At 53.6% G+C, this 23,540-nt stretch carries 17 protein-coding genes and 3 tRNA genes; 13 read left to right on the top strand and 7 right to left on the bottom strand.

Features of this window, described 5'->3' with window-relative positions; genetic code table 11:
* Positions 1-7: 7 nt before the first annotated feature.
* From hpnE to hpnC, 3 genes are all read right to left on the bottom strand, one after another.
* Positions 8-1,357 carry a hydroxysqualene dehydroxylase HpnE gene (gene hpnE, locus ACIQW9_RS05345; RefSeq protein ID WP_402333873.1) on the bottom strand — a complete coding sequence of 450 codons (1,350 nt, stop codon included), beginning with the start codon at positions 1,355-1,357 and terminating at the stop codon, positions 8-10.
* Positions 1,357-2,190: a presqualene diphosphate synthase HpnD gene (gene hpnD, locus ACIQW9_RS05340; RefSeq protein WP_402333871.1), complete on the bottom strand. Its 834-nt coding sequence runs from the start codon at positions 2,188-2,190 to the stop codon at positions 1,357-1,359. Before hpnD ends, hpnE begins: the two co-directional genes overlap by 1 nt.
* Positions 2,191-2,333: 143 nt before the next feature.
* The gene (hpnC, locus tag ACIQW9_RS05335; protein WP_402333868.1) at positions 2,334-3,173 is read right to left on the bottom strand and encodes a squalene synthase HpnC; all 840 of its coding nucleotides are present in this window, start codon (positions 3,171-3,173) and stop codon (positions 2,334-2,336) included.
* A gap of 392 nt (positions 3,174-3,565) precedes the next feature.
* On the opposite strand from hpnC, the gene ACIQW9_RS05330 reads away from it, so the two are divergent.
* From ACIQW9_RS05330 to ACIQW9_RS05290, 9 genes are all read left to right on the top strand, one after another.
* Positions 3,566-3,652, top strand: a tRNA-Leu gene (locus ACIQW9_RS05330).
* 29 nt (positions 3,653-3,681) lie between these two features.
* The gene (tig, locus tag ACIQW9_RS05325; RefSeq protein WP_402333865.1) at positions 3,682-5,028 is read left to right on the top strand and encodes a trigger factor; all 1,347 of its coding nucleotides are present in this window, start codon (positions 3,682-3,684) and stop codon (positions 5,026-5,028) included.
* Positions 5,029-5,058: 30 nt separating this feature from the next.
* On the top strand, positions 5,059-5,688 hold the full coding sequence (gene clpP, locus ACIQW9_RS05320; protein ID WP_402333862.1) for an ATP-dependent Clp endopeptidase proteolytic subunit ClpP: 630 nt from the start codon (positions 5,059-5,061) through the stop codon (positions 5,686-5,688).
* Positions 5,689-5,859: 171 nt separating this feature from the next.
* On the top strand, positions 5,860-7,128 hold the full coding sequence (clpX, locus tag ACIQW9_RS05315; RefSeq protein WP_402333859.1) for an ATP-dependent Clp protease ATP-binding subunit ClpX: 1,269 nt from the start codon (positions 5,860-5,862) through the stop codon (positions 7,126-7,128).
* A gap of 240 nt (positions 7,129-7,368) precedes the next feature.
* Positions 7,369-9,783, top strand: coding sequence for an endopeptidase La (gene lon, locus ACIQW9_RS05310; RefSeq protein ID WP_402333856.1), 2,415 nt, complete (start codon positions 7,369-7,371; stop codon positions 9,781-9,783).
* Positions 9,784-10,031: 248 nt separating this feature from the next.
* Positions 10,032-10,304: an HU family DNA-binding protein gene (locus ACIQW9_RS05305; protein WP_011871233.1), complete on the top strand. Its 273-nt coding sequence runs from the start codon at positions 10,032-10,034 to the stop codon at positions 10,302-10,304.
* Between the two features lie 108 nt (positions 10,305-10,412).
* Positions 10,413-10,488, top strand: a tRNA-Val gene (locus ACIQW9_RS05300).
* A 35-nt stretch (positions 10,489-10,523) separates the two neighbouring features.
* A tRNA-Asp gene (locus ACIQW9_RS05295) sits at positions 10,524-10,600 on the top strand.
* Between the two features lie 73 nt (positions 10,601-10,673).
* Positions 10,674-12,584, top strand: coding sequence for a SurA N-terminal domain-containing protein (locus tag ACIQW9_RS05290; RefSeq protein ID WP_402333853.1), 1,911 nt, complete (start codon positions 10,674-10,676; stop codon positions 12,582-12,584).
* A 51-nt stretch (positions 12,585-12,635) separates the two neighbouring features.
* On the opposite strand, the gene ACIQW9_RS05285 is transcribed toward ACIQW9_RS05290, so the two are convergent.
* Positions 12,636-13,316, bottom strand: a complete 681-nt coding sequence (locus ACIQW9_RS05285; RefSeq protein ID WP_402333851.1) for an arylesterase — start codon at positions 13,314-13,316, stop codon at positions 12,636-12,638.
* Between ACIQW9_RS05285 and ACIQW9_RS05280 the strand changes: the two genes are divergently transcribed.
* The gene (locus ACIQW9_RS05280) at positions 13,315-14,001 is read left to right on the top strand and encodes an ABC transporter ATP-binding protein (RefSeq protein WP_402333849.1); all 687 of its coding nucleotides are present in this window, start codon (positions 13,315-13,317) and stop codon (positions 13,999-14,001) included. The genes ACIQW9_RS05285 and ACIQW9_RS05280 overlap by 2 nt on opposite strands.
* Here the strand turns inward: ACIQW9_RS05280 and ACIQW9_RS05275 are convergent.
* The 3 genes from ACIQW9_RS05275 to ACIQW9_RS05265 form a co-directional block, all read right to left on the bottom strand.
* Positions 13,970-15,514, bottom strand: coding sequence for an NAD(P)H-hydrate dehydratase (locus tag ACIQW9_RS05275; RefSeq protein ID WP_402333846.1), 1,545 nt, complete (start codon positions 15,512-15,514; stop codon positions 13,970-13,972). The two genes, ACIQW9_RS05280 and ACIQW9_RS05275, sit on opposite strands and share 32 nt — an antisense overlap.
* 81 nt (positions 15,515-15,595) lie before the next feature.
* Positions 15,596-16,840 carry a D-amino acid dehydrogenase gene (locus tag ACIQW9_RS05270; protein ID WP_402333843.1) on the bottom strand — a complete coding sequence of 415 codons (1,245 nt, stop codon included), beginning with the start codon at positions 16,838-16,840 and terminating at the stop codon, positions 15,596-15,598.
* 256 nt (positions 16,841-17,096) lie between these two features.
* Complete coding sequence (locus ACIQW9_RS05265) at positions 17,097-17,246, bottom strand: lmo0937 family membrane protein (protein WP_402333841.1); 150 nt, start codon at positions 17,244-17,246, stop codon at positions 17,097-17,099.
* A gap of 329 nt (positions 17,247-17,575) precedes the next feature.
* Between ACIQW9_RS05265 and ACIQW9_RS05260 the strand changes: the two genes are divergently transcribed.
* The 3 genes from ACIQW9_RS05260 (at position 17,576) to purL (ending at position 23,534) form a co-directional block, all read left to right on the top strand.
* Entirely contained in the window at positions 17,576-18,739 is a 1,164-nt protein-coding gene (locus tag ACIQW9_RS05260; RefSeq protein ID WP_402333838.1) for an AI-2E family transporter, read from the top strand.
* 184 nt (positions 18,740-18,923) lie between these two features.
* Complete coding sequence (locus ACIQW9_RS05255; protein WP_402333835.1) at positions 18,924-19,328, top strand: DoxX family protein; 405 nt, start codon at positions 18,924-18,926, stop codon at positions 19,326-19,328.
* 195 nt (positions 19,329-19,523) lie between these two features.
* Positions 19,524-23,534, top strand: coding sequence for a phosphoribosylformylglycinamidine synthase (purL, locus tag ACIQW9_RS05250; protein ID WP_402333833.1), 4,011 nt, complete (start codon positions 19,524-19,526; stop codon positions 23,532-23,534).
* Positions 23,535-23,540: the final 6 nt, after the last annotated feature.

Raw genomic sequence — 23,540 nt, 5'->3', positions numbered from 1 at the left:
TGGCGATTTATTTTGCTGGAGTAAAGTGCTGGCACAGCAAGCTCGCGGCTTTCACGCCGCTGTGCACTGCCGATTCCAGCGTAGCCGGATAGTCGCTGGCCAGATAATCGCCGGCGATGACCAGATGAGGAAATTCGGTCTTTTCTTCCGGACGCTGCAGCGCAGGCGTACAGGAAAACGTTGCGCGTTTTTCTGAAATGATCCGGCTCCATTCGGGATGCGCCAAAGCCGGCATCTGCAAGGCATGGGCCAGTTGTGTCGCAATCGCCGCAGACAAGGCTTCATGCCCCAATTCAATTGCGGATGTCGAAGTGCTGACGACGACGGCAAACAAGCCGCTTTGCGTGCGATCGAGTTGTCCGCGATCAAACACAAACTGGCCCCAGCATCCGCTATCAGCGTCATCAGTCAATGCATAGAACGGCAGGGCGAGATGCGTATTCGCCGGATATTGCAGATAACAGGTGGTGATCGCTTCATATTCAAATGCAGGGATGGCGGCGTCCATCGTCACATCAGCCAGCAGGATCGCCGTTTGCGTCGCCGGTGTGGCGATCACCACGGCGTCATACATTGCATCTTCTGTGTTATCCAGCATCACCGACCACTTGCCCTTGCAGGCGACTATTTTCTGCACCATCGCGCCGGTTTTGATCGTGCCGCCATGCTGCGTTACCAGGCTTGCAGCCTGCTGCGGAAACAGCGTAGTCAGATCGACGCGCGGGATCAGCATGTCGGATGCGGCGCGGCGCGCGCCCAGACTGTCGCGCAATACATTGAGAAAGATTTGTGCCGATGCACGTTCCGGCGGGGTATTGAGGGCGGCGATGCATAGCGGTTGCCACATCAGTTTGATCAGGCGCTCGGTTTGATCGAAGCGATGCAGCAACTCACTGACGCTGCAATCGGTATTCAATTGCCAATCCATCCAGCGTGCTGCCGATGAAAAGCGCGCCAGAGCCATTTTGTCACTGCCGCTCAAGCCTTTTGTGCGCAGCAAGGCGGCGGCCAAATGCAAAGGTGCAGGCAGTCGCGGCGCGACGAAATCCATGCCGTCGCATCCTGTCGGATAACGCATTTGCAAAGGCAGGCGCAACAGCGCTTTGTTGATATCGATGCCGACAATTTTGAATAAGCGCAAACTTTCCGCATAGGCGCCGAGCAGGATGTGCTGTCCGTTATCCAGCATTTTTCCCTGCATTTCAACAGCGCGAGCGCGGCCGCCCAGCGTACGGGACGATTCGTAAAGTGTGACCTGATGTCCGGCGCGAGCCAGTTCAACTGCTGCGGCGCAACCGGCCCAGCCGGCCCCAACGACGGCAATTGCCTGCTTCATGCGGGACGCAGTTTCAGACATTAACCGCGCACATAGGTAATCCACGCCAGCCACAGTTTGCGTATAGGCGTGAGGGAAATGCGTTGCGTCAGGACATGGAAACCGTCGCGCTCCACTTCATTCAGCACGGCACGATAGATTGCCGCCATGATCAGGCCGGGACGCTGGGCGCGTCTGTCTTCCTTGGGCAGCAAGGCAAATGCTTCGTCATACATTTTTTGCGCACGTGCGGCCTGGAACTGCATCAGCTTTTCAAAATTGTCGCTATGGCGCGCATTCAATATATCGGCGGCGGTGACGTTGAATTGCTGCAGTTCGTTGACCGGCAGATAGATGCGACCCTTGCGGGCATCTTCGCCGACATCGCGAATGATGTTGGTCAGCTGGAAGGCCAGGCCGAGCTTTTCTGCGTATTGCAGCGTTTGCGGATTGGTCACACCGAAAATATTCGCCGACAAAAGGCCGACCACACTGGCCACGTGCCAGCAGTATTTTTGCAAGCCGGGGAAATCGAGATAACGCGTCTGATCGAGATCCATTTCCATGCCGTCGATGATGGCCAGCAGATGCTGGCTGTCGAGCGAAAATGGCGTTAAATGCGGCTGCAAAGCCTTGCTTACCGGATGCGTCGGTGCGCCGGACATCATGGCAGCGACTTCCTGACGCCACCATGCCAGCTTGGTGCGTGCAATCGAAACGTCGGTGCAGTCATCAACCGTGTCGTCAACTTCGCGGCAGAAGGCGTAGAGCGCAGTAATCGCACGGCGGCGTTCCGCCGGCAGAAACAGGAAGCTGTAATAAAAACTGGAACCGCTTTGAGCGGCTTTTTGCTGGCAATAATCGTCGGGTGACATAAAAGTAGGGCGCCTGGCGCTGAATGAAGCCGCTATGCTAGCCGACTAAGGCAATCGGGACAAATATGTCCTTACCTTTGGTTAATTATTTGAGAACTTGTGTATGACGGCAAGACGATACATCGGTGTTTGATGTGACGCCCTTATTTTTCATGCAAGCCTGACTGCACCGCTTTCATGCATATGGCACGCCAGATCAGGCGTACCCAGTCGCTTTTCCCCAGCTTGGGGCGATGCCGGAAGACATCGTAATCAACGGCTTCTATGCGTTCCAGTATACGCAGGCCGCCTTGCACGACCAGACGCAACTCCCAGCCGATACGCCCCGGCAGGCGCAAGGCCAGCGGCGCACCCGAGATGAGTATGCTGCGTGCGCGGGATATTTCGAATTGCATCAGATTGCGCCAAGCCTGATCGATACGCTGGCCGACGATATGTTCTTCGTCTACCTGGAATTTTTGCATATCTTCCTGCGGCAGGTAGATACGCGCTTTCCGCATATCAATCGCCACGTCCTGCCAGAAGTTGATCAATTGCAGTGCGGAACAGATGGCATCCGAATCGCGCAGGTTTTCTGCGTTTGCCGCGCCATACAAATGCAGCATCAGCGTGCCTACCGGATTGGCCGAGCGACGGCAATAGTCGAGCAACAGGCCGAAGTCTGCATAGCGCGTGGTGCCGACATCCTGCTTGAAGGCTGACAGCAAGTCGCGGAATGGCTGCAGTGGCAACTGATAGTCGGCGATGACCTTGGCCAATTCGCGGAACAGGGCAGTGTCCGGCGTCTGTGTGGCAGCAATCTGATCCAGCCCATCTTCGTAGGCGGTCAGCGCCGCCAGTCGTTCCTCTGCGCTGGCATCGCCTTCATCTGCCAGATCGTCGGCGCTGCGGGCGAATGCATAAATGATTTCGACGGCAGGGCGCAAGCGTGCAGGCAACAGGATGGACGCAACAGGGAAATTTTCGTAATGATCAACAGCCATGGATGGAGTATGGTGCGTGCACAGAGATGATCAGTGCTTTTAAAATAGTGCAGCAAAACATTGCTGCGATAACAAGGCCAGCCCGCATAGTAAATGAAAATGCCGCTTCCTCAGGCAAATATGCAATCGATGTCGAGTGGCAGGCGGGGTCGCAAATCGCTGTCGCACAGTGTGCCATTCTGTCGGAAAGCAAAGCAATCATGCATTTCGACGGTGGGAGAATCGGGCCGTTGGCGTAAGCAAATTGTCAAAATGTGCGCAGGTGCTGCAAAATCCAGTAAAATCCCGGGTTGAAGTTGAACGGCCGATACAAAAGGCAGTGCAGGGCGACCCACATATTCACTTCCAGGTCGCCCTTTGCTTTTGTATTTGCGCACTTAGTGCACATTCCCGCGAGGATGGCGAAATTGGTAGACGCACCAGGTTTAGGTCCTGACGCCAGCAATGGTGTGGGGGTTCGAGTCCCCCTCCTCGCACCACAGAATTCTTTATTTTTTGGACGATTCACATGGCAACTGCAGTCGAAACTCTGGACAAACTTGAACGCCGCATCACGATCACCGTGCCGGTCGCAGAAGTACAAACGGAAGTCGAAAAACGTCTGAAAGTACGTGCTCGTACCGTCAAGGCGCCGGGCTTCCGCGCAGGCAAAGTACCGATGAAGATGGTCGCGCAACAATACGGTTATCAAATCGAAAACGAAGTGCTGAACGACAAGGTCGGTCAGGCATTCGGCGAAGCAACCAGCGAAAGCAAACTGCGCGTGGCTGGTTATCCAAAAATTGAAGCCAAGAACGACGACGTTGCTGAAGGCACGCTTGCTTTCAATGCAACGTTTGAAGTTTACCCAGAAATCAAGGTAGGCGATCTGGCTTCGGCTGAAGTGGAAAAAACCATCGTTGAAGTCAGCGATGCTGAAATCGACAAAACCATCGACATCCTGCGCAAGCAGCGCGTGCACTACCACGTCAAGGGCGAGCAAAGCGCGCATGGCGACGGTGGTTCGGATCTGACTGCCAAGAATGGCGATCGCGTCACCATCGATTTCGTCGGTACCATCGACGGCGTTGAATTCCAGGGCGGCAAAGCGGAAGACTACGCATTCGTGTTGGGCGAAGGCCGCATGCTGGCTGAATTCGAAGCCGGCACCATCGGCTTGAAAGTCGGCGAATCCAAAACTTTCCCATTGTCGTTCCCAGTCGATTACCACGGTGCAGACGTGGCCGGCAAAACTGCCGAGTTCACGATCACGCTGAAACAGATCGAATGGGCACACATGCCGGAAGTCGATGCAGAATTTGCCAAGTCGCTGGGTATTGAAGACGGCGATCTGGAAAAAATGCGTGCAGACGTCAAACAAAATCTGGAACGTGAAGTCAGCAACCGCGTAAAAGCGCGTACCAAAGACAGCGTCATGGATGCGTTGATCAAAAACAGCGAATTCGATGTACCTAAAGTGCTGATCGATCAGGAAACCCAGCGTTTGATGGAATCGACCCGTCAAGACATGGCGCAGCGCGGCATGAAGGTCAGTGACCTGCCATTCCCGCCTGAACTGTTTACTGAACAAGCTGAGCGTCGCGTACGTTTGGGTCTGATCCTGGCTGAAGTTGTGAAAGCCAACGAGCTGCAAGCCAAGCCGGAACAAGTCAAAGCGCAAGTCGAAGAGTTTGCGCAGAGCTACGAAGACCCAACTCAGGTTCTGAAGTATTATTTCAGTGACCGTAGCCGTCTGGCTGAGGTTGAAGCCCTTGTATTGGAAGAAAACGTCGTCAATTACGTATTGGCTAAAGCCAAAGTGACCGACAAGTCGGTTGCGTTCGATGAATTGATGGGCAACAACGCACAAGGCTAATCGCTTTGTGCCGCTCCATAAGGAAAGCACATGACCACTAGCATGACTCGTACTTCCGCTCTTGATACTGAAATGCTCGGTATGGTCCCAATGGTGATCGAGCAGAGCGGTCGCGGTGAACGCGCGTACGATATTTATTCGCGTTTGCTGAAAGAGCGCGTGATCTTTCTGGTCGGCCCGGTCAATGACCATGCCGCCAATTTGATCGTTGCGCAATTGCTGTTCCTTGAAAGTGAAAATCCGGACAAGGACATCTCTTTGTATATCAACTCGCCTGGTGGTTCGGTTTCGGCCGGCATGGCGATTTTTGATACGATGCAGTTCATCAAGCCGAATGTATCGACACTGTGTACCGGTCTGGCTGCATCCATGGGTGCTTTCCTGCTGGCGGCAGGCGAAAAGGGTAAACGTTTCTCGCTGCCGAATTCGCGCATCATGATTCACCAGCCTTTGGGTGGTGCACAGGGCCAGGCTTCGGATATCGAAATCCAGGCACGCGAAATCCTGTATCTGCGTGAACGCTTGAATCAGATTCTTGCCGATAGAACTGGCAAGACTCTGGACGAAATCAGTCGCGATACCGATCGCGACAATTTCATGTCAGCCGATGCGGCAGTTGAATACGGCATGATCGATAAAGTTTTGACAACCCGAGCCTGATAGTTGTTTATTATGCAAATAACGCCCGGGCGCACCAACGTTCGGGCGTTTTATTTTACGGTCTGCCATCGCAACACTGGTTTTTTACGCTGCGTGACGAATCTGTAATTCGCAGGTAATATCAACCGGCAGCCAAGATCAATCTGTACCAACCATAGATAAACACGCACCATGTCAGAGAAAAAATCCTCAAGCGGCGAAAAACTGCTCTATTGCTCGTTTTGCGGCAAGAGCCAACACGAGGTGAAAAAGCTCATCGCCGGACCGTCCGTGTTCATTTGCGACGAGTGCATCGATTTGTGCAACGACATCATCCGTGATGAAGCATCCAGCGTAGAAACGCTGACCGGCCCGCGTACCGATTTGCCGACACCGCAGGAATTGTGCGAATTGCTGGATCAATACGTGATCGGGCAAAACTCGGCCAAGCGCATTTTGTCGGTAGCGGTTTATAACCACTACAAACGCCTCAAGCATCTGGGTAAAAAAGACGACGTCGAACTGGCCAAGAGCAATATCTTGCTGGTCGGTCCGACCGGTTCCGGTAAAACCCTGCTGGCGCAAACGCTGGCGCGCACACTGGATGTGCCGTTCGTCATTGCCGATGCAACCACGCTGACGGAAGCTGGTTATGTGGGTGAAGATGTAGAAAACATTATTCAAAAGTTGCTGCAAAACTGTAACTACGAAGTCGAACGCGCGCAAAAAGGCATCGTCTATATCGATGAAATCGACAAGATTTCACGTAAATCAGACAACCCATCGATTACCCGCGATGTGTCCGGCGAAGGCGTGCAGCAGGCTTTGCTGAAACTGATCGAAGGCACGATGGCTTCGGTGCCACCGCAAGGCGGCCGCAAACATCCTAACCAGGATTTCGTGCAGATCGATACGACCAACATCATGTTCATCTGCGGTGGTGCATTCGATGGCCTGGCCAAGATCATTTCCGAGCGTTCGGAGAAGAGCGGCATCGGCTTCTCGGCGACCGTGAAGAGTCGTGAAGAGCGCTCGGCAAGCCAGGTCATGCTGGATACCGAACCGGAAGATCTGATCAAGTTCGGTCTGATCCCTGAGTTGGTAGGCCGTCTGCCGGTCGTAGCAACTTTGCGCGAACTGGATGAAGAAGCGCTGATCCAGATCCTGCTCGAGCCCAAGAATGCGCTGATCAAGCAATATTCGAAATTATTGGAAATGGAAGGCGCAGAGCTGGAAATTCGCCCGGCTGCCTTGCAAGCCATTGCCAAGAAAGCCATTGCACGCAAAACCGGTGCACGTGGTTTGCGTTCGATTCTTGAGCACGCCTTGCTGGATGTCATGTACGAATTGCCGAACGAACAGAATGTTTCCAAAGTGGTCATTGACGAAGGTACGATTACCAACGGTGCGAAACCATTGCTGATCTATCATGAGCAACCCAAAGTATCCGGTGCAAAATAGTAAATATTTAAAAAATCTGCAGGAAATCATCAAAAACAGGCTCTTTGAGCCTGTTTTTCATTGAAAACACCAGTACAATCAAATCAGCAAGGATCATTCAGGCTTCCATCGTAAAGCCACTTCGAAGACAACTTCGCAGGTGGCTTTTTTTGTTTTTCTGTCTGATTTTTGTTGCTGTCCGGGCTTGTGTTTTGGCCGTTAGCGCCAACATCATTAACACGTTTATAGATAAGGCTCGCCATGACGACTACTATTTCCACTGAACAAACCCAACTGCCGCTATTACCGTTGCGCGATGTTGTTGTCTTCCCGCATATGGTGATCCCTCTGTTCGTAGGTCGTCCAAAATCCATCAAGGCATTGGAAGCGGCAATGGAACAAGGCAAGAGCATCATGCTTGCCGCACAAAAAGCCGCCGCCAAGGACGAACCTTCTGCCGATGACATTTATGAAATCGGCTGCGTCGCGAATATTCTGCAAATGCTGAAGCTGCCCGATGGCACCGTCAAGGTGCTGGTCGAAGGCGCCCAACGCGCACGCATACATCACATCAGTGAACTCGACACGCACTTTGTTGCCGATCTGACGCCTATTGAGTCCGAAACCGGCGATGAATCCGAGATCGAGGCCATGCGCCGTGCGATCGTGCAGCAGTTCGATCAGTACGTAAAACTGAACAAGAAAATTCCACCGGAAATTCTGACCTCGCTGGCCGGAATAGATGATGCCGGCCGTCTGGCCGACACGATTGCTGCGCATCTGCCGCTCAAGCTCGAGCAGAAGCAAGTCATTCTGGAAATCTTCAATGTCGCCAAGCGTTATGAACATCTGCTGGGTCAACTGGAAGGCGAACTCGATATTCTGCAAGTCGAGAAGCGTATTCGCGGCCGCGTGAAACGCCAGATGGAAAAATCGCAGCGCGAATACTATTTGAACGAGCAGGTCAAGGCGATTCAGAAAGAATTGGGCGAAGGCGAAGAGGGCGCGGATCTCGAAGAACTCGAGAAGAAGGTGATCGCCGCCAAGATGCCGAAGGAGGCGCTTGCCAAGGCGCAGAACGAGTTGAAAAAACTCAAGCTGATGTCGCCGATGTCAGCCGAAGCCACGGTCGTGCGCAACTACATCGACACCTTGCTCGGTTTGCCCTGGAAGAAAAAATCCAAAGTGAACAACGATCTGGCCAATGCTGAAAAAGTACTGGAAGACGATCACTACGGTCTCGACAAGGTAAAAGAACGTATTCTGGAATACCTCGCCGTGCAACAGCGCGTCGACAAGTTGAAAGCGCCGATCCTGTGCTTCGTCGGTCCTCCGGGCGTGGGTAAAACTTCGCTCGGCCAATCGATCGCACGTGCGACGAACCGCAAGTTCATCCGCATGGCTTTGGGCGGCGTGCGTGATGAAGCAGAGATTCGCGGTCATCGTCGTACCTACATCGGTTCGATGCCGGGCAAGATTTTGCAAAGCATGTCCAAAGCGGGCGTACGCAATCCATTGTTCCTGCTCGATGAAATCGACAAGATGGGTGCCGACTTCCGTGGTGACCCTTCATCTGCATTGCTGGAGGTGCTGGATCCCGAGCAGAACCACACGTTCTCGGATCACTACGTTGAAGTCGATTTCGATTTGTCGGACGTGATGTTTGTCGCGACGTCGAACTCGTACAACATTCCGCCTGCCTTGCTGGATCGTATGGAAGTCATTCGTCTGTCGGGTTACACCGAAGATGAAAAAACCAGCATTGCGCAACGCTATTTGCTGCCGAAACAGATCAAGAACAATGGTCTGAAAGAAGGCGAAATCAGCGTGGCGGAATCGGCAATACGCGACATCATTCGTTACTACACGCGTGAAGCCGGCGTGCGTTCGCTGGAACGTGAAATTTCAAAAATCTGCCGCAAGGTTGTGAAGATGCTGCTGTTGAAAAAACAGGAACGCAAAATCACGGTCACGAGCAAGAACATCGATAAATTCCTCGGTGTGCGCCAGTTCGATTTCGGCGTGGCAGAAAAAGAAAACCAGATCGGCCAGGTGGTTGGTTTGGCATGGACTGAAGTCGGTGGCGATTTGCTGACGATAGAGGCGATGACGATGCCGGGCAAGGGCAATATCATTCGTACCGGTACCCTGGGCGATGTGATGAAGGAATCGATCGAAGCGGCGCGCACTGTGGTACGCAGCCGTGCGAAGAAACTCGGGATCAAAGCCGATATTTTCGAGAAGAGCGATATCCATATTCACGTTCCCGAAGGCGCCACGCCGAAAGATGGCCCATCAGCCGGCGCGGCAATGACCTTGGCAATGGTATCGGTATTCACGGGTATTCCTGTGCGGGCCGATGTGGCGATGACAGGCGAGATCACTTTGCGCGGCGAGGTATTGCCGATCGGCGGTTTGAAGGAAAAATTGCTGGCGGCGCATCGCGGTGGTATCAAGATTGTTTTGATACCCGAGCAAAACGTGAAGGATCTGGCAGAGATTCCCGACAATGTGAAAAACAAGTTGGAGATCGTGCCGGTACGCTGGATCGACAAAGTGCTTGAGATCGCATTGGAGCGCGCGCCTGTGCCATTAACTGATGAAGAGGCTGCAGTGGTTGAGACTGCAGTTGCCAAGCCATCTGCACCGACTGATTCTGGTGTCGTGAAGCATTAAGTTGCCTGTACTTAAAAAACGCTCTTCGGAGCGTTTTTTTTTTGCGTAAAACGATCGCTTCATGCAAACACATCTGCATTCCGGCATTAAATGTTAATTTTCAGAGGGGAAAACAGGGCAAAGCGCTTGACACATAGCTGTGCGGCTTGTTTAATACCTGCTGCAGATTTTTCTGCGTGTCGTAACGTCGCATTACTGATTCGGGTAGAAGCGACTTTGCGGCATTCAACTTTTGTGAGGGGACGTAAGTGAATAAGACAGAATTGATTGACCACATTGCTGGTTCCGCCGACATTTCCAAAGCTGCTGCAACGCGCGCGCTTGACGCGGTCATCGTCGCAGTCAAAACCACATTGAAGAAAAATGGCACTGTTACCCTGGTTGGTTTCGGTACATTCTCTGTAGGCAAACGTGCAGCACGTACAGGTCGTAATCCGCGTACCGGCGAAGCAATCAAAATCAAGGCTGCCAAAGTACCTAAATTCAAACCAGGTAAAGCTCTGAAAGACGCAGTTAATTAATGTCGATGTGTGCGCAATTGCTAGTGCAAATTGCGCCAACATGCTGTAAAATAATTTCTTTGCGGCGTGGTGACAACGCTGTATGTTTGGCTGAGAACTCGTAACTTGGGGTGCTTAGCTCAGTTGGTAGAGCGGCGCCCTTACAAGGCGTAGGTCGGCGGTTCGACCCCGTCAGCACCCACCATCAGTCAAACTCGCAAATAATCATCAAGTAGTTTAGGAGTGGTAGTTCAGCTGGTTAGAATACCGGCCTGTCACGCCGGGGGTCGCGGGTTCGAGTCCCGTCCACTCCGCCAAAAAATAAAAAGGCGAACGAGAGTTCGCCTTTTTTCATATGCGACATATTGATCTGTCTGAGATTGGTTAGCCATGTTTGAATTTATCCGTACTCACCGCCGTCTGATGCAGTTTTTGCTGCTGTTGATTATCTTGCCATCCTTCGCTTTCGTCGGGCTGGAAAGCTACACCAGCATGGGTGATGCCTCGAATACTGTTGCCAAAGTCGCTGACCAGACAATCACACAACCGGAATGGGATGCGGCGCAACGCGAACAGATGAGTCGCTTCCGCGAGATGTTCGGCGATCAGTTCGACGCCAAGATGTTCGATACGCCTGAAGCCAAACAGGAAATCCTGAACAACCTGATTGCACAACGTGTCCTGACAGCAGAGGCAAAACGCAACAAGCTTGCCGTAACCGATCAGGCCCTGCAGCAAACCATCGTCAATATGGGCGGGTTGACGACCGCCGACGGTAAATTCGATGTCGAGCGTTACAAGGCGATTCTCGCTGCGCAGGGCATGACGCCAACCATGTACGAAGCTCGCTTGCGTCAGGAACTGACCTCGCAGCAAGTGAATGCCGCTATTCAGAACACTGCGTTTGCGCCGGATTCGCTGGCCAAACGCCTGTCCGAACTGGGCGAGCAGGAACGCGAAGTACAGCAACTCGCGTTCAAAAAATCCGATTATGCCGGACAGGTCAAAGTAACTGACGACATGCTCAAATCGTACTATGAGAAGAGTAATCAGTTTAATGTGCCGGAACAGGTGAAAGCTGAATATGTCGTATTGACGGCAGATGCATTGGCTGCACAGATCAATGTCAGCGATGCGGATATCAAATCGTATTACGAGCAGAATGCCAAACACTATGGCGTGGAAGAACAACGTCGTGCCAGCCATATTCTGATCGGCGTCAACAAGGATGCGTCCGACGCCGAGAAGGCCGCTGCAAAGACGAAAGCAGAGCAATTGCTGGCAACGTTGCGCAAGAATCCGCAAGAGTTTGCCAAGCTTGCCAAGGAAAATTCCAGCGATACCGGTTCGGCTGAACGTGGCGGCGATCTGGGTTTTTTCGGCAAGGGCATGATGGTCAAGCCTTTTGAAGAGGCAGCCTTCAAGCTCAAGCAAGGCGAATTGAGCGATCTGGTGCAATCCGATTTCGGCTTCCACATTATCAAGCTTACCGCTATCAAACCGGCTTCGACCAAAACACTGGATGAAGTCAAAAACGAAATCGCAAACGACATCAGAAAACAATTGGTGACGAAAAAATACACCGAGACGGCAGACGTCTTCAGCAACACGGTGTACGAGCAGGCAGATAGTTTGAAAGCGGTTGCCGATAAGCTGAAATTGAAAATTGAAACGACCGGCGATTTGTCGCGCCAGCCGAATCCTGCTGTCGCGCCAACGGCACCATACAATAATCAAAAATTCCTGACTGCCTTGTTTTCAGATGAATCGTTGAAAAACAAGCGCAATACGGAAGCGGTGGAAGTTGCACCGAATACGCTGATTGCCGGCCGTGTGACGGAATACAAACCTGCAAGCAAACGTCCTTTCGATGAAGTGAAAGCGCTGGTGCATGAGCGTGTTGTACAGGAAGAAGCTGCTGCACTAGCCAAAAAAGCCGGTGAAGCAAAGCTGGCGGCATTGCAGGAAAAAGACGATGCGAGCGGTTTTTCTGCCACGCAAATCGTTTCACGCGCCAAGAGCCAGGGGTTGAATCCTGCAGTATTCCTGGCTGTGATGAAGGCTGATACCAGCAAGCTGCCAGCTTACGTCGGCGTCGATGTGCCGCAGGGCTTTGGGGTGTTGCGAATTGTACGTGTAACGCAACCGGCCAATGTCGATAGCGCCAAGCGTCAGGCTGAACATCAGCAGATCACGGCAGCGCTGGCGCAGCAGGAAACATTTGCCTATATCGAAGCCTTGAAGCAAAAGGCCAAGGTGAAAATCCTGCGACCTGTTGCCAAGTCAGAGACAACTGAATAACAGTTTGCCACCATTGCAAGTCCAAATAAAAAAGCCGCGTTAAGCGGCTTTTTATTTTCCGCTGATCAGCAACGGTTTGAGTTGCGGCCAGATATTGTCGAGTATTCTCGGGTGCGCTGCGGCGCTGGGATGAATGCGATCGGCCTGGAACAGTTCGGGTTTTTCGGCCACACCCTGCAGCATGAATGGGACCAGAGAAGATTTGCTTTCCTGTGCCAGTTTGGGAAATAGGGTGGAGAACTGCCTGGTGTAATCGCTGCCATAGTTGGGCGGTATCTGCATGCCGATCAACAGGATTTTTGCCTTGGCCGCTTTGGCGCTTTTAATCATCGCGCGCAAATTTTCCTGCGTCGCAGTGAGCGACAAGCCGCGTAGTGCATCGTTTGCACCCAGTTCTATCACGACGATTGCCGGTTGATGTTTGAGCAGCAGAGACGGCAATCTCGCTTTGCCGCCGCTGGTGGTTTCGCCGCTGATGCTGGCATTGATGATGGACGCAGAGATTTTTTCCGCTGCCAGTTTTTTTTGCAGCAGATTGACCCAGCCTTCACCGCGTGCCAAGCCATATTCTGCCGACAGACTGTCGCCGAGCACGAGGATGGTTTTTGATGCAGAATAAGCGCTCGTTGCGAATGACGTGAAAACGACCAGTGTCACTGTTTGTAATGTCGTTTTTAATGCCGTTTTTAATATATTTCCCACCTGATACGAAAACCTGAAATCAATCGGCATGTCTGAATCCTCTACTGTGTATCCTGCAATTGAAGCAATCAATTTGACTAAACGCGTGGCCGATGCAACTGGTGAGCTGACCATTCTGCAAGCGGTTGATTTTACAGTGCAAGCGGGCGACACGCTGGCGATCGTCGGCGCGTCCGGTTCGGGAAAATCAACCTTGCTTGGTTTGCTGGCAGGGCTGGATACGCCCTCGGACGGAACGGTCAAGCTGGATGGTATTGATATCTTTGCGCTGGATGAAGACGGACGTGCCGGCTTGCGGAAAGAAAAACTCGGTTTTGTGTTTCAGTCGTTTCAATTGCTGGGGCACTTGAATGCGGTCGAAAATGTCATGTTGCCGCTGGAATTGCGCAACGATGGCAAGGCGAGGGAAAAGGCCGAGGCGATGCTGGCACGCGTGGGCTTGTCGAGTCGCCTCAAGCATTATCCGAAATATCTGTCAGGCGGCGAGCAGCAGCGTGTAGCGCTGGCGCGTGCCTTTGTCAGCGAGCCGCCCTTGCTGTTTGCCGATGAGCCTACCGGCAGTCTGGATGCAGTGACCGGCGAGTCGGTGATTCAGTTGATGTTCGAATTGAATCATGAACGCAAGTCGACTTTAGTATTGGTCACACACGATCCATCAATTGCTGCGCTGTGCAAACGAACCATCACGATTGCGGCAGGCCGCCTGGTGCAATGATGCGTATGTGCTGTTGCAGTACTAATTGATTCAACATCGCACGTATTGCCGGAATCAATTCGCTGGCGGTAAGTCCGATCGGGCCGATGCCGTCCTGAACCAGATTGTCGGCTGCCTTGCCATGCAACCATACGGCCGCCAGTGCCGCTTCCCATGCCGGCCAGCCCTGCGCCAGCAGGGCACCGCATAATCCCGACAGCACATCGCCAGAGCCGGCAGTGGCAAGTGCCGGATTGCCGGTAGGGTTGACGACGATGATGCCGCTTGGCGCCGCAACGATGGTGCCCGAACCTTTCAGAATTGCTGTGGCATTGAACCTGGCTGCGAGTGCGCGGGCTGCGGCGATGCGATCCGCTTGCACTTGTTGGACTGTGAGGCCGAGCAGGCGGGCTGCTTCCAAAGGATGTGGCGTCAGTAGTGCCGGTGCTTCGCGCGCCGCCAGTTTTTGCTGCAAGCCTGCTTCCATGGAAACAAGATTCAATGCATCCGCATCCAGTACCAGAGGCGTATGCGCTGCCAGTGCCTTGACGAGGAAATCGTGCGCGGTGCGCGAGTCGCCCAATCCCGGTCCGGCGACGATTGTTGTGCTGTCGAAGTCGATATGTGCAGCCAGGCGGCACATCAGTTCCGGTTGCACACTGTCGTAAGCAGGTGCCTCTGAAATACAGGCGACGAATACGCGACCGGCTCCGCAGTTGGCCGCGGTGCGAGCGGCCAGGACAGCCGCGCCGACCATGCCGTGGGCACCGCCGAGTACGCTGACATCACCATAACTTCCCTTGTGTGAATTGTGTCGTCTGGACTGCAGCTCGGCAGAAAACAGGGCCACGTGATTTAACTGCATGGAGGCGAGTGGAAACAGTTGCGGATCGATCGCAAGATCGCTGACGAGCACCTCTCCGGCGTAATCGCGACCATCGCAGGTATGCAAGCCCGGTTTGTCGCCGATGAAGGTAATCGTGTGTGTGGCCCGGATGATGCTGCCGCTGTTGCCACCGACGATTGCGCCGCTGTCCGCATTCAATCCGCTTGGAACATCCAGCGCCAGAACCTGACAGTGCAAAGTATTGATCTGCTTGACCAGATCGGACATTTCACCCGTGATGGCGCGTGCCAGCCCGATGCCGAACAAGCCATCGATCACCAATGTCCAGGCGTTTGCGCCTATGGCTGCGCGATCGATGAAAGTGGCAGGGCTGCCTTGAGCGTGTTGCAAGGCTTGTTGCGCATCGGCTGGCAGTTGCGCAGGATCGCCGGTCAGATAGATTGAGACCTGCAGGCCGTAGTGCGCCAACTGGCTCGCTGCCTCAAGCGCATCGCCACCATTGTTGCCGGGCCCGACCAGCGCCAGAACGGCAACATGATCATGATGGCCGAGCAGTCGCCGAACATATTCGGCTGCTGCCGTACCGGCGCGTTGCATCAGGAAATAATGTGGAAGTGCAGCGTGTGCGGCTTGTTCGATCTGGCGAATCTCTGCAACTTTGTAAAGGGCAGGGCGATGGTTGGTCATCAGAAGGCGCGATCAAAAAAATGTGCAAGGCAGGATGCCGGCACAGCTTGATCTGATTCTAGCGCAATCCGTCCGCTGAAATCAGCGAAACCGCAGTGGCGTCAAACCGTCAAGATCGATATCCGGAGTACGGCCTGAAACGATATCCGCCAATACCCTGGCTGAACCTGCCGCCATGGCCCAGCCGGTAGAACCGTGGCCGATGTTAACGTAGACATCCCTGACTTGTGTTGCGCCTATGAGCGGCGGGCCGTCCGGCAACATCAGACTGGTGCCGGACCAGAACGCAGCCGTGTTGTAGTTGCATGCATCCGGAAACCAGTCGTAGCCGACTTTAAGCAGGGTATTTAATCCGGCCTGGCGCAAGTCCGACGTGCGCGCCCCCAGTTCTGCCATGCCTGCGATGCGGATGCGATTGCCCATGCGCGTGATGGCGACTTTGTAGGATTCATCCATCAAGGCGGCGACTGGCGCCGATTCGAAATTACGGATAGTGGCCGTTGCCGAATAGCTTTTTACCGGATAGACCGGTAAATGCAAACCCAGCGGTGCGAGCAGCTTGCTGCTGTCGGCACCGCTTGCCAGAACCACCCGGTCAGCGGCAAAGCTGCGGTCTTCAATCCGGATATCCACTCCGTGCTCGGATTGCCGTATCGATTTGACGTTGCTGCCAAAATGAAACTCCACGCCCATGGCTTGCGCAAGCTGGCGCATCTGGCGCGTGAACAAGGGGCAGTTGCCGGATTCGTCAGTCGGCAAGTGCAGGCTGCCGGCAAGCGGCGTATGCGGATTCAATGCGGGTTCTATCGCACGCGCGCCATCGGGATCCGGAAAATCATGTGGAATGCCATGTGCGGCAAGAAAATCAAAAGCGGGTTTTGCCAGTTGCAGATCGCGTTCGGAGCGAAATAATTGCAGGTAACCGGGTGCCTGCTCGTAATCCAGTTGATGCAGTTCGCGCAATTGCCGCATGATTTTATCGCTGTAAAAAGCAATGCGTTGCATGCGGTTGCGATTGATCTGATAGCGCTCGATATCGCATTCTTTCAGCCAGCGCCGTATCCAGCGCCACATCGAAGGATCCAGCATCCGATTGAACAGCAGCGGCGATTCGGATTTGAACAGATGGGAGAGCAGGGATTTGGCGGCACCGGGGGCTGCCCACGGCGCAATGCTGGCTGGCGCAAGAATACCGGAGTCGCCGAAGCTGGCCTCTTCCGCCACATTGTTGCGACGTTCGATCACCACGACTTGATGTCCTGCCTCGGCTAAAAAATACGCAGTACAGACCCCGACTACACCGGCACCAACAACTGCTACTTGCATTACTTCCACCCCTCCTGAGATTAGCCATGCATGTTACCAAGTCGGTGCGTAAAGAGGCCAGCAGAAGGTTGAAAATTAACAATAAATTGCAGGAAATCGCTGCCAGGTGTTGGGCAAAAGCTTGATAGTCGGGGGAATGCGGATGTTTGATGCTGATTGAATAATAAAAAAGCTGCGCCGGATCGGCACAGCTTTTCTCGTCTATATTCAGCCTATTCCGGCAGACCGGATATTCGGGCTGATTTTCATGCGCGTATTACAAGGGCTTGCGGCCGCTGATAATGCGCAACAGGATAATCACAATGGCGATCACCAGCAGAATGTGAATGAAACCGCCGATGGTATAAGAGCTGACCAGGCCGATCAGCCACAGGATGACGAGTACGACTGCGATGGTATAGAGCATGGCAATTTCCTTTCGAGTTATGGTTCATTGTGGAATGCTCGTTGCAACAACTTCAATGTCTCTTTTCATCGTTGCCGATTTTTATGCAAAACGCTGCGCGCCGATGAAAATGCCGTGCGCAATGCATGTCTGCACAACAGCTTCTTGCGCCAAGTCTAACGTTGTCATCAACGTCCATCTGTACGTTGTCGCACATAAAGATATCTATATTGATTTACGTCTGAATTAGCATGCTTTCCATAAAAGCATATGGGACAATCGCTTCGTTTACATGCAATCACTTATTCGATAGCAGCCACTCTCTGCAGTAATTTTTCAAGCGCACAATCATGACCGAGCAGAATGGGAATAACAAAGAAGTACAGGATGAGATCGGACTTGTATCTGCTACCGGTGATACCGCGCACATTCAGATTCCGGTCAATGCGCGCAGCATCTCCCTGACGATACTGGCAAGTGTGGCATTTGTGTTTGCCTTGTCTGCCGCACACAAATTTTTTATCCCGCTGGTGTTTGGCATCTTCATCGCCTATACCTTGAACCCGCTGGTAGTCTGGCTGGAACGCATTCGTATTCCGCGTGTGGTGGGCACAGTGTTTGTCATAGCCGCGATTTTATCCAGCGCCTTGTGGACGGCAAATAATTTACGCGATGAATTCAATTCGATTCTGGTCAGCCTGCCGACCGCGACACAAAAGCTGACGCGTTCGCTCAAGCATCTGCAAAAAGATCAAACCAGTACGATTCAGCAAATGCAGGCAGCAGCGACGGAAATTGAAAAGGCAACCAATCAGGCGGCCGGTGTGCGCCCGCTCGTCAAGAATACGGCGGCCGAGCAATCGGTTTTCAATCTGAGTCAGTGGTTGTGGGCCGGCTCGATGGGAGCCGCCGCCTTCGCGAGTCAGGTGCTGATGGTGGTTTTCCTGGTATTTTTCTTTCTGGTGTCGGGCGATATGTTCAAGCGCAAGCTGGTGAAAATCAGCGGCAGATCACTGTCTTCGCGCAAAATTACAGTCAATATTCTGGATGCAATCAACACATCGATACAGCATTACATGCTGATGCTGCTGGTGACCAATACCCTGTTCGGTTTGTTGATGTGGATCGCCTTGCGCTGGGTCGCTCTGGAAAATGCCGGCGCCTGGGCCGTTGCAGCGGGATTCCTGCACATCATTCCCTATTTCGGACCGTTATTGATAGTGGCCGCCACGGGCGTAACTGCCTTCATGCAATTTGAAACATTTGCATCGGTACTGACGGTTGCCGGCCTTACGCTGATCATTGCCACTCTGGTGGGGACCTTCGTGACCACCTGGATGACCGGACGCATCGCAAAAATGAATACGGTGGCGGTATTTGTGTCGCTGCTGTTCTGGACCTGGTTATGGGGCGTATGGGGCATGCTGCTCGGCATTCCCATCATTGTGATCGTCAAGGTGATTTCCGAGCATATAGAAGGATGGCAGGTGATTGCCGAATTGCTTGGCGAGTAGGGTGAGCAAATCGATACAGGAAAATGTGTCGGTGCGATTTGACGACTTTCCCATTTTCAGAGGGGGGAGTATTATGCTAATGGCAATGAAAATAATGCCCGTCAGGAAACGATCCGTACTGTGCGTCTAGTTGTAGTACATACAGGCTGGTCGCTCTGATCACCAACTAATCAAGGATGGATATATGCAAAATGCTGATGACCTCGGAAAATTGCTGTTGCGGCTAGTGCTGGGCATATTGATACTGTTGCACGGCATTGCAAAAATCGTTGCCGGCCCAGCCTACATCGTCGGTGTGGTAAGCGAAGCGGGGCTGCCGGCTGCACTGGGCTATCTGGTTTATCTGGGTGAAGTAGTCGCACCTATTTTATTGATCGTCGGTATCTGGTCGCGTGTGGGGGCATTGATCATTGCCGGCAATATGGTATTTGCCATTTTCTTGGTGCATATGAAGCAATTGCTGACGCTCAACGGTCAGGGCGGATGGGCGCTGGAATTGCAGGGCATGTTTCTGGTCACCGCCTTGGCAATCCTGTTGTTGGGAGCAGGGCGCTTCAGCCTGGGCGGTCGTGGCGGCAGATGGAATTGACGGCGCTTTGCAAAGGCAGGCAGCAATAATGAATAAGGGGTGCATGAAAATGCGCCCCTTATTCATTATTAGCGGAACAATAGTAGTCGTCCTGACAGTTAATGCGGGCTCTCGCGGTATAATCATGCTTTCTGATTTAACTCGCAGGACGGCAGCCGAATTCATCTGCTTTTCTGCATCAACTACCTTCTCGCCATGCTGATTTTGCCAGGTTCCAACGCCCTGTCTGCCTTTCGTACCGAACGCCTCTTACTGCAACTGCAACAAATCGATCATGCAATTGCCGGGGTGACCGGACAGTTCCTGCATTTTGTCGATTCTCCAGCAGCAATTGCACCGGATGACGTCAAACGTCTCAACGGTTTGCTGACCTACGGCGAACCGTTTTCTGCAAAACTGGAAGGCGACGAGTTTGTCGTGATTCCGCGTTTCGGCACGATTTCGCCATGGGCCAGCAAGGCGACCGATATCGCGCATAACTGCGGCATGACCGATATCCACCGGATAGAACGCGGCATTCGCTATATCGTGCATCTGAAATCCGGTTTGCTTGGCGGTGTGAAAAAACTCTCCAGCGAGGCTATCGTTGCAGTACAAGCCTTGCTGCACGACCGCATGACTGAAATGGTGTTGCGCAGCGCCGACGAGGCATCCGGCCTGTTTGGCGAACTGGACGCCAAGCCATTGGCCTTCATTGATATCGCGCAGGGCGGCAAGTCGGCACTGGTGCAAGCCAATACCGAACTTGGCCTGGCTTTGTCCGACGATGAAATCGATTATCTGCTGGCCGCCTTCACGACGGCCAAACGCAATCCGACCGACGTCGAGCTGATGATGTTCGCGCAAGCCAATAGCGAACATTGCCGTCACAAGATATTCAATGCCGACTGGACTATCGATGGCGTGAAACAGGATATGTCCCTGTTCGCAATGATCAAGAATACGCATCAACTGGCGCCGCGCGGTACCGTTGTTGCGTATAGCGACAACTCGTCGGTGATCGAAGGCGCAACGGTCACGCGCTTCTATCCGCGTGGCGCTGCCAGCGGCAATGTGTACGCGACGTCGGAAGAGTTGACGCATATCCTGATGAAGGTCGAGACGCATAATCATCCGACCGCGATCTCGCCGTTTCCCGGTGCCTCTACCGGCGCCGGCGGTGAAATTCGCGATGAAGGTGCAACCGGCCGCGGCGCCAAGCCCAAGGCTGGCTTGAGCGGCTTTACCGTTTCCAATCTGATGCTGCCGGATGGCGTGCAACAGTGGGAAAACGATCACGATGTCACAGTCGCGGTAACAGACGATACAAAATCGAACGCATACGGCAAGCCTGATCGCATCGCTTCGCCGCTGCAAATCATGATCGAGGGGCCGATAGGTGCGGCCGCCTTCAACAATGAATTCGGCCGTCCGAATCTGGGCGGTTATTTCCGCACCTATGAACAAAACGTTGCAGGTTCGGTCAACGGTTATCACAAGCCGATCATGATCGCCGGTGGCATAGGCAGCATCGCCGCGATTCATACGAAGAAACACGATCTGCCGGTTGGCAGTTTGCTGATCCAGCTTGGCGGCCCCGGCATGCGTATCGGTATGGGCGGCAGCGCTGCCTCGTCGATGGCAACGGGAACGAATACTGCCGATCTGGATTTCGATTCGGTACAACGCGGCAATCCGGAAATGGAACGACGCGCACAGGAAGTCATCAATGCGTGCTGGGCGATGCAGGATAACAATCCCATCCTGTCTATTCATGACGTAGGTGCAGGCGGTTTGTCGAATGCCTTCCCGGAAATCACCAATGACGCGAAACGCGGCGCGATTTTCGATTTGCGTGCAGTGCCGCTGGAAGAAAGCGGCATGGCGCCGAAGGAAATCTGGAGCAACGAATCGCAGGAACGCTATGTGCTGGCGATTGCACCGGAAAGTCTGCCGCAGTTCCAGTATCTGTGTGAACGCGAACGCTGTCTGTTTGCCGTGGTCGGCACCGCGACCGAAGAACGTCAGTTGAAGGTGATTGATCCGCAGCACGGCAATGAGCCGGTCGATATGCCGATGGATGTTCTGCTTGGCAAGCCGCCGAAAATGCATAGAGATGTCAGCCATGTAAAACAAACATTGCCGGCAGTGGATTTGACCGGCATCGATTTACTGGAAGCCTCGATACGCATTCTGCGTCTGCCGACGGTGGCCGACAAATCCTTCCTGATCACGATAGGCGATCGCACAGTGGGCGGTACCACGGTACGTGATCAGATGGTCGGACCATGGCAAGTGCCGGTCGCCGATTGCGCGGTGACCACAATGAGTTTTGAAGGCTATCTGGGTGAGGCGATGGCGATGGGCGAGCGTACGCCGCTGGCCGTCATCAATGCCGCCGCATCGGGCCGTATGGCCGTCGGTGAAGCGCTGACCAATATTGCTGCGGCGCCGATAGCCGATATCTCCGATGTCAAATTGTCCGCCAACTGGATGGCCGCTTGCGGTCAGCCGGGCCAGGATGCCGCGCTGTTCGATACAGTCAAAGCAGTCGGCATGGAATTGTGTCCTGCCCTGGGCATCAGCATCCCGGTCGGCAAGGATTCATTGTCGATGCGTACTACATGGAACGATGATGGTGCTGACAAGGCAGTCATTTCACCGGTTTCGCTGATCGTATCGGCATTCGCACCGGTCCATGACGTGCGTCAATCGCTGACGCCGCAACTGCGCACCGATGTCGGCGACACCGTGCTGATCGCAATCGATCTGGGCCGCGGCAAGAACCGTTTGGGCGCTTCCGCCTTTGCACAAGTCATGCAGCAGCTCGGTAACGAGACGCCTGACGTCAATAGCGCAGAAGATCTGAAAGGATTCTTTGCCGCGATCCAGCGCTTGAACAAGGAACAGAAGCTGCTCGCGTATCACGACAGATCCGATGGCGGCTTGTTCGCGACCTTGTGCGAAATGGCGTTTGCTGGTCACAGCGGGCTGTCGGTCAATCTGGATATCCTTACGCTGGAAGGCGAACATGCCAGCGATGGCGGCGATGCGAAAAACTGGGCTGACCAGGTATCCGCACGCCGTAACGACATGACTTTGCGCGCTTTGTTCAATGAAGAGCTCGGCGCCGTGATCCAGGTGCGTGCGGAGCAGAAGTCGGACGTCATGAATGTGCTGCGCGAATACAATCTCGGCGCCTGCAGCCACATCGTCGGCAAACTGAGTGACACCGACATGATCGAATTCACGCGCGATGCCAAGGTGATTTACAGCCAGTCGCGCATCGATCTGCATCGTTTCTGGAGCGAAACCAGCTGGCGCATTGCGCGCCTGCGCGACAATCCGGATTGTGCCGATGCCGAATATGATCGCATTCTCGACAAGCTCGATCCGGGCATCAAGTCGGTGCTGACCTTCGATCCGCAGGAAGATATTGCCGCACCGTTCATTGCCAAGGGCGCCCGGCCACGCGTGGCGATTCTGCGCGAGCAGGGCGTCAATTCGCAGGTGGAAACTGCATACGTCATGCACAAGTCGGGCTTCGAAGCAGTCGATGTGCACATGAGCGACCTGATTACAGGCCGTGCACATCTGAGCGATTTCAAAGGCATGATCGCCGTCGGTGGTTTCTCTTACGGCGACGTACTGGGTGCAGGCGAGGGCTGGGCAAAAACAATTCTGTTCAATATGCAATTGGCGGAAGAGTTCGCAATCTACTTTGATCGCGCCGATACGTTTGCACTGGGTATTTGCAACGGCTGCCAGATGATGAGCAATCTGAAATCGATCATTCCGGGTGCACAAGCCTGGCCGAAATTTACGCGCAACAAGGCTGAACAATTCCAGGCGCGCTTCTCAATGGTCGAAGTGACGGACTCGCCATCGATCTTCTTCAATGACATGGCCGGTACACAAACACCGATAGCCATCGCACACGGTGAAGGTTATGCAGATTTCTCCCTGACAGGCGACATCGACAAGGCACTGGTGGCAATGCGCTTCATCGACAACAAGGGCCAAACCAGCGAAACCTATCCGTACAATCCGAACGGTTCGCCGGAAGGTATTACGTCGGTAACGACGCCGGATGGCCGCTTTACCGTCTTGATGCCGCATGCCGAACGTGTATTCCGCAGCGTCCAGCAGTCATGGCATCCAGAGTCGTGGGGCGAAGATTCGCCGTGGATGCGGATGTTCCGCAATGCGCGTAAGTGGGTAGGCTAATAGGCT

Origin of the sequence: Herminiimonas sp. NPDC097707 (assembly GCF_044761395.1) — a bacterium.
Classification (GTDB): Bacteria; Pseudomonadota; Gammaproteobacteria; order Burkholderiales; family Burkholderiaceae_D; genus Oxalicibacterium.
The sequence above is the reverse complement of the archived record's forward strand: the minus strand, read 5'-3'. Positions and strand labels throughout refer to the sequence as shown.

Coding starts and splice junctions, on each gene's coding strand:
- purL (WP_402333833.1), top strand. CDS start 19,524: ATGCTGATTTTGCCAGGTTCCAACGCCCTGTCTGCCTTTCGTACCGAA.
- lon (WP_402333856.1), top strand. CDS start 7,369: ATGACGACTACTATTTCCACTGAACAAACCCAACTGCCGCTATTACCG.
- hpnE (WP_402333873.1), bottom strand. CDS start 1,357: ATGTCTGAAACTGCGTCCCGCATGAAGCAGGCAATTGCCGTCGTTGGG.
- clpP (WP_402333862.1), top strand. CDS start 5,059: ATGACCACTAGCATGACTCGTACTTCCGCTCTTGATACTGAAATGCTC.
- ACIQW9_RS05260 (WP_402333838.1), top strand. CDS start 17,576: ATGACCGAGCAGAATGGGAATAACAAAGAAGTACAGGATGAGATCGGA.
- ACIQW9_RS05275 (WP_402333846.1), bottom strand. CDS start 15,514: ATGACCAACCATCGCCCTGCCCTTTACAAAGTTGCAGAGATTCGCCAG.
- clpX (WP_402333859.1), top strand. CDS start 5,860: ATGTCAGAGAAAAAATCCTCAAGCGGCGAAAAACTGCTCTATTGCTCG.
- hpnD (WP_402333871.1), bottom strand. CDS start 2,190: ATGTCACCCGACGATTATTGCCAGCAAAAAGCCGCTCAAAGCGGTTCC.
- ACIQW9_RS05270 (WP_402333843.1), bottom strand. CDS start 16,840: ATGCAAGTAGCAGTTGTTGGTGCCGGTGTAGTCGGGGTCTGTACTGCG.
- hpnC (WP_402333868.1), bottom strand. CDS start 3,173: ATGGCTGTTGATCATTACGAAAATTTCCCTGTTGCGTCCATCCTGTTG.
- tig (WP_402333865.1), top strand. CDS start 3,682: ATGGCAACTGCAGTCGAAACTCTGGACAAACTTGAACGCCGCATCACG.
- ACIQW9_RS05290 (WP_402333853.1), top strand. CDS start 10,674: ATGTTTGAATTTATCCGTACTCACCGCCGTCTGATGCAGTTTTTGCTG.
- ACIQW9_RS05255 (WP_402333835.1), top strand. CDS start 18,924: ATGCAAAATGCTGATGACCTCGGAAAATTGCTGTTGCGGCTAGTGCTG.
- ACIQW9_RS05265 (WP_402333841.1), bottom strand. CDS start 17,246: ATGCTCTATACCATCGCAGTCGTACTCGTCATCCTGTGGCTGATCGGC.
- ACIQW9_RS05280 (WP_402333849.1), top strand. CDS start 13,315: ATGTCTGAATCCTCTACTGTGTATCCTGCAATTGAAGCAATCAATTTG.
- ACIQW9_RS05285 (WP_402333851.1), bottom strand. CDS start 13,316: ATGCCGATTGATTTCAGGTTTTCGTATCAGGTGGGAAATATATTAAAA.